This window comes from Paenibacillus athensensis (assembly GCF_004514475.2).
In the GTDB taxonomy this organism is placed as follows: domain Bacteria; phylum Bacillota; class Bacilli; order Paenibacillales; family NBRC-103111; genus Paenibacillus_AL; species Paenibacillus_AL athensensis.
This window is the reverse complement of the sequence record NZ_MYFO02000002.1, coordinates 550,996-563,264: the sequence shown is the minus strand read 5'-3', so window position 1 is coordinate 563,264 and position 12,269 is coordinate 550,996. Positions and strand designations below refer to the sequence as shown.

Annotated in this window: 11 protein-coding genes; all 11 read right to left on the bottom strand. The window is 57.4% G+C overall.

Translation table 11 applies throughout. The annotated features are described in order from the left end of the window. Positions 1 to 948, bottom strand: a 948-nt coding sequence (locus tag B5M42_RS06475; RefSeq protein WP_230632739.1) for a hypothetical protein, incomplete at its 3' end; no start/stop codon positions are given. Between the two features lie 222 nt (positions 949 to 1,170). Further along, entirely contained in the window at positions 1,171 to 1,542 is a 372-nt protein-coding gene (locus B5M42_RS06470) for a hypothetical protein (RefSeq protein ID WP_134752161.1), read from the bottom strand. A 12-nt stretch (positions 1,543 to 1,554) separates the two neighbouring features. Continuing rightward, the gene (locus tag B5M42_RS06465) at positions 1,555 to 1,758 is read right to left on the bottom strand and encodes a YfhD family protein (RefSeq protein ID WP_407946112.1); all 204 of its coding nucleotides are present in this window, start codon (positions 1,756 to 1,758) and stop codon (positions 1,555 to 1,557) included. A gap of 212 nt (positions 1,759 to 1,970) precedes the next feature. Then, complete coding sequence (dnaJ, locus tag B5M42_RS06460) at positions 1,971 to 3,089, bottom strand: molecular chaperone DnaJ (RefSeq protein ID WP_134752159.1); 1,119 nt, start codon at positions 3,087 to 3,089, stop codon at positions 1,971 to 1,973. A gap of 106 nt (positions 3,090 to 3,195) precedes the next feature. Then, positions 3,196 to 5,040, bottom strand: a complete 1,845-nt coding sequence (gene dnaK, locus B5M42_RS06455; protein WP_134752157.1) for a molecular chaperone DnaK — start codon at positions 5,038 to 5,040, stop codon at positions 3,196 to 3,198. A gap of 45 nt (positions 5,041 to 5,085) precedes the next feature. Next, complete coding sequence (gene grpE / locus B5M42_RS06450) at positions 5,086 to 5,655, bottom strand: nucleotide exchange factor GrpE (protein ID WP_134752155.1); 570 nt, start codon at positions 5,653 to 5,655, stop codon at positions 5,086 to 5,088. A 50-nt stretch (positions 5,656 to 5,705) separates the two neighbouring features. Beyond that, a complete protein-coding gene (locus tag B5M42_RS06445; protein WP_134752153.1) occupies positions 5,706 to 7,247 on the bottom strand; it encodes a TCP-1/cpn60 chaperonin family protein in 1,542 nt (513 codons plus the stop codon). A 79-nt stretch (positions 7,248 to 7,326) separates the two neighbouring features. Further along, complete coding sequence (gene hrcA / locus B5M42_RS06440) at positions 7,327 to 8,355, bottom strand: heat-inducible transcriptional repressor HrcA (protein ID WP_134752151.1); 1,029 nt, start codon at positions 8,353 to 8,355, stop codon at positions 7,327 to 7,329. Between the two features lie 105 nt (positions 8,356 to 8,460). Further along, positions 8,461 to 8,928, bottom strand: coding sequence for an N-acetyltransferase (locus tag B5M42_RS06435; RefSeq protein WP_134752149.1), 468 nt, complete (start codon positions 8,926 to 8,928; stop codon positions 8,461 to 8,463). 144 nt (positions 8,929 to 9,072) lie between these two features. Further along, on the bottom strand, positions 9,073 to 10,230 hold the full coding sequence (gene hemW / locus B5M42_RS06430; protein WP_209280689.1) for a radical SAM family heme chaperone HemW: 1,158 nt from the start codon (positions 10,228 to 10,230) through the stop codon (positions 9,073 to 9,075). An 83-nt stretch (positions 10,231 to 10,313) separates the two neighbouring features. Beyond that, a complete protein-coding gene (lepA, locus tag B5M42_RS06425) occupies positions 10,314 to 12,128 on the bottom strand; it encodes a translation elongation factor 4 (RefSeq protein WP_134752147.1) in 1,815 nt (604 codons plus the stop codon). Positions 12,129 to 12,269 lie beyond the last annotated feature (141 nt).

Here is a 12,269-nt window from a genome sequence, read left to right as displayed (position 1 = left end):
CACCTGCTCTACACCAAAGCCCAGCATATCCGCTTTCTTGTTCGGATCGCCTTGTGCAAACTGCTCCTTCTTATCCGAAAAGCTTTGCTTGATGCCTTGCCACATCTCCTGTCCTTCCGCTGCCTTTTGCTTCATCGTTTGCAGCGCATCTTGGCGCAGCTTCTCCAGCGGCTTGTCGTCCGCGGCCGTTTCAATCAGGTACGTCGTGGCTTTGGTCATCTCGTTTGACGGTGTGTGCTTGAACAGCTCCGCCGAAGACAGGACAACCCCTTCTGCCAATATAAATGCCGTTGAAGTCAAGCCGCGAGCTGCACCTACCCGAAAATGCGATGCCAGCTGCGCCCCCTGATCCACGGTATCGATCACTTGATGCAGGTACTTGTTGTCCAGCCAAGTCCCTTCCAGCCATTTCTCCGCGATGCTTTTGTACTCCCCGTTGTACACGCCTTTTTCGAGCCATTCCTCTACGAAGCGCTCGCCCCCGTCGAACCAGCGCATAACCATCGTTTCTCCGAGGTCGATCAACCGTTCCTTTGCTTGGATTTGTTGACCCATGTATTGTCCATATTGTACCACTTTTGATGCGATGCTGTGCATGTCGCGGTTCCACGCCGATTTGGCCGCGCTCCACCAGCCATTGTCGCCTCCATCCAAAACGCGGACGTCTGTCAGTTGTCCGGACCTGCGTACGATGTCCGACTCGGCCTGTCCATAGCGATCCACAGCGCCTTCGATACAGCCGCACAGCTGCTGGAGCGCCGCTTCCACCCTGTCCAATCGCTGAACAGTGCCGCTCAATCGCGAACTGATGCTTCGCCGGGAAGCGATGGCACCGTCCACTCCCGCCGACGCAGCATGGCTGCGCACCTCCGCTAACCGCCGCTTCAACTGCTGCAATTGGCCGTTCACTTCGCTGGTTACTTGGATGTCCAGCCTGATCCCGCTCACCCGCTCACCCCATTCATTTTGTTCATTTTATACGACATATTATTTTTAGATTAGCACAATGTTTTCCATCTGTCACTCCTGTACGTTTCTCGATGCCATAGCGATTGAACAATTGAATTTCAATGTTGATTTGTTTCCTGTCTGCGGTACGTGCATGATACAAAAAAACACCGCCTGCCCGAACATCCCGTCCGGACGGCAGTGCCCTTTCGCTCACGGCGCTTATACGCTGCCGCCAGCATCTTGAATAACGCGCATCGCTTGCTCGTAGATTGTCTCGTCAACAACGGCCGTAAGCAAAATATTCCGGCCTGTCACGTCGTTGTCTCCGCCGTCGCTCATGCCGCTGGCTGCTGGGCTGGCAGCAATCAGGATCCCGTCGCTGACGCTCGAAAGCTCAGCGCCTTGCGTCAACGTCGCCAGGCTGCTGACATCCCCGTTAATCGGATTCATCACCCGATCGATTTCTCCGCCCGGATACGCGCTGATGCGATCGACCTGTACGTCGGCTGCCCGCAACGTCTTTAGCTTCATGGCAATTGCTTCCGCCTGCGCAGGGTCATGAAAGTAGGCTAAAATGTTTTTCTCGGCCATTGCCGCTCCCCCTTATTGCTGCTGGCGGGCGTCGGCTGCCTGTGCGCGTTCCGCCGCCTCCAGATCGTCGGCATCGGCCAGCTCGGCGTTAAATTCAACGTCCTCACTTTTGGCATACGGCGCTTGCTGGGCCTGAGTTTGCTGGCTGAACACCGGAACCTGCTCCTGAGCCGTTTGCTCCTTGACCTGGTTCATCTTCGTTTGCTTGTTGTTCATGATTGTGAACCTCCTCGAGTGTCGTACTTGCAATCGGCTTTATTGTCCGCTTCCGGCGATGTTTTCATACAAGCAGCAACGGGCGGAAATGGCCGGAGCGAGGCGGGTCCAGTTGCCAAGTGCAAGCGTTGCCCTTGAAGCAAAGCAACAAACAGCAAAAAGCCGCTTTGGGAGCTTGCGGCCCCAAGCGGCTCTTACGATCAGGCGTAGCTTTAATCGCCTAAAAATGCTTTTTTCATCCGTTCAAAAATCGACTGCTGCTGCTCGTGCATATGCTCGCCGTTTAATCCGCCAAGCTTGCGCAGCAGCTCCTTTTGCTCGTCGCTCAAATTCGTCGGTGTCACAACGACAACCTTGACATGCTGGTCGCCTTGACCGTAACCGCGCAGACGCGGCACGCCCTTGCCTTTGAGCCGGAAATACGTGTCCGTCTGGGTGCCAGCCGGAATTTTCAGCTTGACCTTTTCGGTCAAAGTCGGGATTTCGATCTCGTCTCCCAATGCAGCCTGCACGAAAGTCAGCGGCACCTCGCAATAAATGTCATCGCCCTCACGCTCGAAAAATTCATGCGTTTTGACGCGGATCACCACGTACAAATCGCCCGGAGGGCCGCCGCGGGTTCCCGCTTCCCCTTCGCCGGATACGCGCAGCTGCGCGCCTTCGTCAACGCCGGCCGGAATTTTCACGTGAATCGTGCGCTGCTTTTTCACTTTGCCTGCGCCGTGACACGTACCGCATTTGTCCTTGATGATTTTGCCTTGCCCGCTGCACGCCGTACAGACGCGACGGTTAACGATACGGCCGAACGCCGTGTTTTGCACGACCTCCTGCTGACCGCTGCCGTGACAGACCGAGCATGTCTCCGGCTTCGTACCGGCCTTGGCGCCTGAGCCGTGACACGTATCGCACGTTTCCGTGCGCGGAATGTGGATATCGGTTTCCTTGCCGAACACCGCTTCCTTAAATTCAATCGTCATCGTATACTGCAGGTCGTTACCGCGCTGCGGCGCGTTCGGATTGCGCCGATTGCCGCCGCCTCCGCCAAAAAACATGTCGAAAATATCGCCGAAGCCGCCAAAATCGCCGCCGCCCATACCGCCCATGCCCTGATTCGGGTCAACGTGGCCGAAACGGTCGTACTGCGCCTTCTTCTGGTCGTCGCTCAGCACATCGTACGCATCCTTGGCTTCCTTGAACTTGTCTTCGGCGTCAGGCGCCTTGTTCACGTCCGGATGATATTGACGGGCCAGCTTGCGGTACGCTTTTTTGATATCTTCCTGCGAAGCGTCCTTGCCTACGCCCAGTACCTCGTAATAATCGCGTTTACTCATCGTTCCACTCCCATGTCCAAGACTACAAACGGAAAGTCAAAGCGCCAGGAAATCCCCGAAGCTTTGACTTCACCCGTTTACGCATCCCGCTTAAAGGGATTTGTAATTACTTCTTATCATCCACGACTTCGTAGTCGGCGTCAACTACGTTCTCGCGGCCTTTCGCTGTTCCTTCGCCGCTGGCTGCTCCGCCCGCTTGCGCTCCGGCTTCAGCTTCTTGCGCCTGCTGGTACAGCTTCACGGACAACTGCTGCACCACTTCGGTCAGCTCGGCTGTCGCTGCTTTGATCGTTTCCAGATCATTGCCTTCGAGCGCCGATTTCAGCTTCTCTTTGCCTGCGTTGGCTTTGTCGATTTCGCCTTGATCGACTTTGTCGCCGAGATCCTTGATCGTTTTGTCGACGGAGTAGATCAGCTGATCCGCTTCGTTGCGCGCTTCAACCAGCTCTTTGCGCTTGCGGTCTTCCTCGGCGTGCGCTTCGGCGTCCTTCATCATTTTATCGATTTCCTCGTCGCTCAGGCCACTGGAGGAAGTAATGGTGATTTTTTGGCTTTTGCCTGTGCCTTTGTCCAGCGCAGACACGTTCACGATGCCGTTGGCGTCAATGTCGAAGCTGACTTCGATTTGCGGAATGCCGCGCGGCGCCGGAGGAATGTCGCCAAGCATGAAGCGGCCCAGCGTTTTGTTGTCGGCAGCCATCGAACGCTCGCCTTGCAGAACGTGAATTTCTACGCTCGTCTGATTGTCCGCATACGTCGAGAACACCTGCGATTTGCTCGTAGGGATCGTCGTGTTGCGATCGATCATTTTTGTAAATACGCCGCCAGCCGTTTCGATACCGAGCGACAATGGAGTAACGTCGAGCAAAACAACGTCCTTCACGTCGCCGGTCAGAACGCCTGCTTGAACCGCAGCGCCCAGGGCTACGACTTCGTCCGGGTTAACGCCTTTGTGCGGCTCTTTGCCGATCAGCTTTTTGATCGCTTCGACAACAGCCGGAATCCGCGTGGAGCCGCCGACAAGCACAACCTTGTCGATTTGGCTCGGCGACAGACCGGAGTCGCTCAGCGCCTGGCGTGTAGGTCCAAGCGTTCTTTCAACCAGCGAAGCGGAAAGCTCTTCGAATTTGGCGCGCGTCAGGTTCAGCTCCAAATGCTGAGGAACGCCGTCGGCTACCGTAATGAACGGCAGCGAAATCGTCGTCGTCAAGACGCCGGACAGCTCTTTTTTCGCTTTTTCCGCTGCATCCTTCAAACGCTGCACAGCTGCTTTATCTTTGCTCAGGTCGATGCCCTGCTCTTTTTTGAATTCGGCTACGAGGTAGTCGATGATCACTTGGTCGAAGTCGTCGCCGCCGAGACGGTTGTCCCCGCTTGTCGCTTTCACTTCGAAGAAGCCGTCGCCCAGCTCCAGAATCGAAACGTCAAACGTACCGCCGCCAAGGTCATAAACGAGAATGGTCTGATCTTCGGATTTCTCCAGACCGTAAGCAAGCGCAGCCGCAGTAGGCTCGTTGACGATCCGCAGCACTTCCAGACCGGCAATTTTGCCGGCGTCTTTGGTCGCTTGGCGTTGGCTGTCATTGAAATAGGCCGGAACGGTGATAACGGCTTGCGTAACCGTCGAGCCGAGATAAGCTTCGGCATCGGCTTTCAGCTTTTGCAGAATCATCGCGGAAATTTCTTGCGCCGAATAATCCTTATCGTCGATTTTCACCTTATGGTTTGTGCCCATGTGACGCTTGATCGACATGACGGTTTTGTCCGGGTTGGTGATCGCTTGACGCTTTGCGGTTTCGCCGACGACGCGCTCGCCGTCTTTTTTGAAGCCTACCACGGAAGGCGTCGTGCGGTTGCCTTCGGCATTAGGAATAACGACGGCTTCTCCGCCCTCCATGACCGCGACGCAGGAGTTGGTTGTACCTAAGTCAATACCGATTACTTTACTCATAATAGGAATGCCTCCTTTGTTTATCTGAACGTTCGCAATGCTCTATTATACGCTAACCTTCACCATTGCGGGTCGAATCACTTTATCCTTCAGCACATAGCCTTTTTGCAGCTCCTCGACGACGATGCCTTCCTCGTGCTCCTCCGACTCCACCTGCATAACCGCTTGATGGAACTCGGGGTTGAACGGCTGGCCGACAGCCTCGATGGCTGTCACGCCTTCTTGCGACAGCAGCTGATCCAGCTGCCGGAAGGTCATGTCCAGACCTTTCACCAGACTGTCAAAATCCTTCGTCTCCTTGCTCGATGAAAGCGCGCGCTCGAAGTTATCGACGACCGGCAGCAGCTGCTCGATCAATTTCAACGACGCATATTTCGCAAACTCTTCCTTCTCCTGTCTGGAACGGCGACGGAAATTGTCAAAGTCGGCTTGCGCCCGCAAATAACGCTGGTGATTTTCGTCGGCCTGCTTGCGCAGCGCCTCCAGCTCCGTATCTGCGGCTGCCTCCTGCGGCTCCCCTGCAACGGCTTCAGCGGCTTGCTCCTGCTGATCCCCGGCTGCGTATGTAGCCTGTGCGGCTTCCTGCTCCACGGTTTGTTTCTCTTCCGTACTCAATGTCCTTCACCTCCTTAAAAAAGCTTCTCTAGCCGTCAGTGTGCCCATCTTCAAGGCTCTTCAAAAGGCGGCTTCATTTTGATCACTGTATGAATGCGCAGCACTGCTGCGGCTACTTCGCCCGCAGCCTGCAGCGCGTGAATTTTCACTTCCGTCGGATCGAGCACGCCCGCTTCCAGCAAATCGACGACTTGCCCGGTGTCGCAATCGATGCCAAGCGCATCGCTGCCGCGGGCCAACTGCGCCGCCTTCAGCTCCTCGACCTTCTCCAGCGGATTGTAGCCCGCGTTGACGACAATTTGCGCGAGCGGGCGGCGCAGCGCTTCGGCGACGGCTGCGACGCCGAAGCCCTCCATGCCGCGCATCGTTTCGCGGTGGCGCTCCAGCTCATGCGCCACCGCCAGCTCTGCGGCGCCGCCGCCGGGCACGTAGCCGCCGCGGATGGCGGCTTGCACGGCGGAAGCCGCGTCTTGGGCGATGCGCGCACGCTCGCCCACAACCTCGCGCGTCGCGGCGCCTACGAGCACGGTCACGTGCGGCTCGCCCGCGCCTCCCGCGACGCGTACCTTGGCAAGCCGCTCGTCGTAAGCGGCTTGCCCGGCGCGGCCTAGCGCCGCGGCGAGCTCGCCCGGCGGCTTGCGCAGCGCCGTGCGGCGCAGCGGGCGCGCGCCGGTGTGCGCGCACAGCAGCTGCAGCTCCTTGCGCGGCAGCCGCTGCAGCAGGAGAATGCCGTGGTCGGCGCAGAACTGCTCCGCCTCGGCGTCGACTCCGCGGTCGACGGCGACAAGGCCGATCCCAAGCTCGGGCAGCTTTGCCAAATCGCTGCGGAACGCCTCCCGCAGCAGCAGATGGCGCTGGAAGCCCGCTTCGGTCACGAGCGCCTCGTCGCCGACCGCCTCCGGCTCGAACGCATCGTGCAGGACGAGCACGCCTACGTCGCGCTGCGCTGGCGCGAGCAGCGGGCTCAGCGGCTTCTGGCTCAGCACGATACCGGGCCAGACCGCGCTCGCCGCCGCTTCATGCGCGAGCACGCAATCCGCGAAGCGAAAGCCGTCTTCGCGCAGCTTGCCCGCGCCGGCCTCCGCCGCAGCGGCGACGACAAGCTGCGCGATGTCGTCGTGCTCGCGGCCGGCGGTGTAGGCGATCCGGCGCAGCGCCGGATCGTCAGCGCCGGCGACGGCGCGGCTGTGCGCGCGGAACGCGGCCAAGGCGAGGCGGATGCCTTCCTGCATCCCGCTGACCACCTTGGCCACCGGGACGCCGCGCGTCACCTGCGCCACGCCTTCGCCGACCAGCGCGCCGGCGAGCACTGTCGCCGTCGTCGTGCCGTCGCCGACGTGACGCTGCTGCGAGCTCGCTACTTGAATCAGCAGGCGCGCCGCCGGGTGCGAGACATCCATCCGCTCCAGAATCGTCGCTCCGTCATTGGTAATGATCACATCGCCTTGGCCGCCGACGAGCATCGTGTCGAGCCCTTTGGGGCCGAGCGTTCCTTCAACCGCTGAGCAGATGGCGCGGACAGCCGCGGCATTATTGATCAGCGTCGAAAGCCGTTCGTCGCCTTCGCCACTGCCTTGCTTGACTCCGTTCATCGAACGTCAGCTCCTTCTCCTCAGGCTCGCAAGCCCGCAGACATCAAACCGCTGCACCCTGCAGCAGCCGCGCCTTGGCTTACTTGCCGTACCAGCGCCCAAGCGCAACCTCAAGATGGCGGGACAAATGGTTGAGCAACCCGATCACGCGCCCGTATTCCATCCGCGTCGGGCCAAGAATGCCGATCGTGCCGATCGGCTGGTCGCCGAGCGAATACGAAGCCGTAATCAAGCTGCAATTATTGATCGCTTCAATGCTGTTCTCCGAGCCGATCTTGACCTCGATTCCGGCCGATCCTGGCGCAACGAGCTTGAGCAGCATCGGCGTCTGATCAAGCAGATCGAGAATATTTTTCACCTTATCAACGTCCTTGAACTCGGGCTGAATCAGCATGTTCGTCATGCCGCTCAAGAAAACACGATCCTTTTCATCGTTCTCCAGCACGCTTTCAACGACGCCGATCAGCTCCTCGTAGCCGCTGATATAGCTGCTGAGCTCTTTGGCAATTTCATTATATAGCTTCGACTTGAACTGAAGCAGCGGCACGTTCTTCAGCCGCGCGTTCAGCAGGTTGACGACCTTCTCGATTTCAGCCATCGGCATGCCCTCGGGAATGGTCACCGTTTTATTGTCGACATGTCCCGTATTGGTGACAATAATTGCCACCGCCGTCGTGTCGGTCAGCGGCACAATCTGCAAATGCTTGAGCGTCGTGCTGAATACTTCGGGACCCAGCACAATCGACGTATAATTCGTAAGACCGGAAAGCATGCTCGCCACATGCTGAATCACATCTTCCATTTCCTGAATGCGCTCGGCAAACATCAGCTTGACCGCGTCCAGATCGTGCGGCCCTAGCGCGCCTTGCTGCAGCAGATGATCGACGTAATAACGGTAGCCCTTATGGGAAGGAATGCGGCCGGCCGACGTATGCGGCTGCTCCAGAAAGCCCATTTCCTCCAGATCGGACATTTCATTGCGGATCGTAGCCGGACTGAAAGCCACGTCGCCCCGCTTGGAAATGCTTCGTGAACCGATCGGTTCGGCGGAACGCACGTAATCGTCGATGATGGCGCTGAGAATCATTCGCTGGCGTTCGGACAACATCGTTATTCCTCCTTCTGGCACCCTCGTTGATCATCGTTAGCACTCCACTTTGATGAGTGCTAAATCCTAATACAAAAATAACAGACCCTAAGGTCTGTTGTCAAGTCAATCCAAGCGCCTAAGTACGGCGATTTCGTCGCAGCAATACTGCTTTTTGCAATGAATGCAATCCTTCCAAACCTTCTCCGGAAAAATCTCCTTGGGCACGACCGTAAAGCCGTTTTTCTGAAAAAACGCGACCTCGTAAGTCAAAGCCATCACCTTGACGATGTTCATGTTGCGGGCTTCTTCTATTAGAAACTCAACCAGCTTGCGGCCCGTTCCTTGTCCCTTGAAGCCCTGCGTAATGCCCAGCGAGCGAATCTCCACGAGATCCGGTCCCAGCCGGGTCAAGGAGCCGCAGCCAATCAGCTCGCCGTCCGCTTCCGCCACAACAAACGAATCGATGTTCTCCTCCAGCATCTCGCGCGTGCGCGGCAGCATGATGCCCTGGCGCGCATACCCCTGTATAATATCGTGCAGCTTTCCGATATCCGCAACGGAAGCTTTTCTGACGGTTACTGTCGTCGTCATCGTCCATCCCACCATTCACATACAAAAAATACACAAAATCCACCGCGGTTGTGCACCAAAAACGATCGTACCGCGTGGATTTATGTATAAATATACAACAAATCGTATATTTGCACAAGCTTTTTTCCGCAATGCGCCGGCGGATCAATCAACCAGAAACGACCCGAACACCTCGTTGCCCAGCAGCACGCCCTGCGGGGTCAGCCGGAAGCCCTCGGCCGTTCGCTCCAGCAGCCCCTGCCCCAGCAGCCGCTGCAGCTGCGGCGCGAAAGTCGCCGCCAGACTCGTGCCGAATTGCTGCGCAAAATCGGCCTCCCGCACGCCCGCCAGCAAGCGTAAGCCGACCATCATGAAATCCTCCATCGCTTCCTGACGCGAAACGTCGAAGCTTTCCAGCTCCGGAAGTCCGTGCCGCGTTGCATCGATATACGGCTGCACGCCCTTGATATTCACATGACGGCGGCCGCTTCGGTAGCCGTGCGCGCCCGCTCCAAGCCCGTAATAATAACGATTGCGCCAATACATCGAATTATGGCGGCTTTCAAAGCCCGGCTTGGCAAAATTACTGATTTCATATTGACCGTAGCCCGCGTCCTTCAGTCGCTGCATGATCAGCACATACATGTCCAGCTCCTCTTCCTCGGTCGGCAGCGGCAGCTGGTTTTTATGAAACAACGTATGAAACAGCGTGTTTTCCTCAACCTTGAGGCTGTAGATCGAATAATGCGGTAGGTTCAGCGCCAGCGCCTCGCGCAGCGTCGCTTCCATCAGCTCGACCGTTTGCTTGGGCAAGCCAAACATCAGATCGATCGACATATTCGTAAATCCCGCGCGGCGCGCATTCTCCAAGCTCCGGTATACGTCGTCGGTATTGTGAATCCGCCCGATCTCCGCCAGCAAGCCGTTATCGAACGACTGGACGCCGAAGCTGATCCGGTTGACGCCCCCAGCCTTCATCGCCGCCAGCTTGTCGGCGTCCGTCGTGCCCGGATTGGCCTCCATCGAAAACTCAACGCGCTCCGGGTCCGCGGGAAAATACGTCCGCACCAGCTTGAGAAAATGCTCCATCTGCTCCGGCAACAGCACCGTCGGCGTACCGCCTCCGACGAAAATCGTTTCGATCTCGCCTGGCGGCGCCAGCTTGACCGTCGCTTCCATTTCGCGCTCCAGCGCATCCAGATAGTCCATGACCGGCTGGCCCTTGAGCACATAAGAGTTAAAATCGCAATAATGACATTTGTTCGTGCAAAACGGGATATGGATATATACCGCTTGCGGCGTCGCGGCAGCTGTCAGCGTCACGGCCCTCTTCCTTTCCGCGCGAAACGCGCAGGGGATAACAAAAGCCAAGGGACGGATCGCTCCGCCTCCCCGGCTTGATGAGACTACTCGTCGATTTTCAGAACGGCCATAAACGCTTCTTGCGGCACCTCGACGCTGCCGACCTGCTTCATGCGCTTTTTGCCTTCCTTTTGCTTCTCCAGCAGCTTGCGCTTCCGCGAAATGTCGCCGCCGTAGCATTTGGCCAACACGTTTTTGCGCATCGCCTTGACGGTTTCGCGGGCGATGATTTTTTGCCCGATCGCGGCTTGAATCGGCACCTCGAACATCTGCCGCGGGATCAGCTCCTTGAGCTTGTCGCAAATGATTTTGCCGCGGTTATAGGCTCCGTCGCGGTGAACGATGAACGACAGCGCATCGACCTGCTCGTTGTTGAGCAGGATGTCCATTTTGACGAGATTGGACTTCTTGTAGCCGGAAATTTCGTAATCAAAGGAAGCATAACCCTTTGTCCGCGATTTGAGCTGGTCAAAAAAGTCGTAGACAATCTCCGAAAGCGGAATGTCATACGTCAGCGTGACGCGGTTGGAGTCGAGATATTCCATATTTAAATATTCGCCGCGCTTGCCCTGGCAAAGCTCCATAATCGTTCCGACATAATCGTTGGGCACGATCACCGACGCCTTGACGAACGGCTCCTCCACGTATTCGATCCGCTGCTGCTCCGGATAGTTGGACGGGTTGTCGATGTCGATGACATCGCCGTTGGTCAGCGTCACGCGATAAATAACGCTCGGCGCCGTCGTAATCAGCGGAATGTTAAATTCGCGCTCGATCCGCTCCTGAATGATCTCCATGTGCAAAAGGCCGAGGAAGCCGCAGCGGAAGCCAAAGCCCAGCGCCGACGACGTTTCCGGCTCGAAGCGCAGCGATGCGTCATTCAGCTCCAGCTTTTGCAGCGCTTCGCGCAAATCGTTGTAATCCGACGTCTCGATCGGGTACAAGCCGCAGAATACCATCGGATTGATCCGGCGGTAGCCTGGCAGCGGCTCGGCGGCCGGACGCGTCGCATCGGTCACGGTGTCGCCGACGCGCGTGTCGCCGACGTTTTTGATCCCGGCGACGATAAAGCCGACATCGCCGACCTCCAGCGCATCGACCATCGACATCCGCGGCTTGAACGCGCCGACCTCGATCACCTCGAACGTTTTGTTCGTGGCCATCATTTTGATTTTCGAGCCGGAACGAATCGAGCCGTCCACGACGCGAACATACACAATGACGCCCTTGTAAGGGTCATAATGCGAGTCGAAAATAAGCGCCTTCAGCGGCTCGTCCGGATCGCCCTCGGGCGCGGGCACCTTTTGGCACACCTGCTCGATAATGTCCTTGATTCCGATGCCGGCTTTGGCCGAAGCGAGCACCGCTTCGCTGGCGTCCAGACCGATGACGTCTTCGATTTCCTGCTTCACCTTGTCAGGATCGGCGCTTGGCAAATCGATCTTGTTGATCACCGGCAAAATTTCCAGGTTGTTGTCGAGCGCCAGATAGACGTTGGCCAGCGTTTGCGCCTCAATCCCCTGCGCGGCGTCTACCACGAGCAGCGCGCCCTCGCAAGCCGCGAGGCTGCGCGATACTTCATACGTAAAGTCGACGTGTCCCGGCGTGTCGATCAGGTTGAGGATGTATTCTTCTCCGTCGTCGGCGCGATAGTTCAAGCGCACGGCCTGCAGCTTGATCGTAATGCCGCGCTCGCGCTCCAGGTCCATTTGATCGAGCACCTGCTCCTGCATCTCGCGGGAAGACAGCGCGCCCGTATATTCCAGAATCCGGTCGGCAAGCGTCGATTTGCCGTGGTCAATATGCGCAATGATTGAAAAGTTGCGGATTTTCTTTTGTCTGGCGCGAATGTCCGTCATGCTAACGTTTTACCCCCACTAACTGCAAATAATTTTCATTATAACAGTTGTGGGAACCTGCTTCAATGTCGGGACAAAGAAAAGCCCCCGCCTAGCGGGAGCCTAATCGACAACCGGGTGCTGCCGCGCCGCGATGCGGCT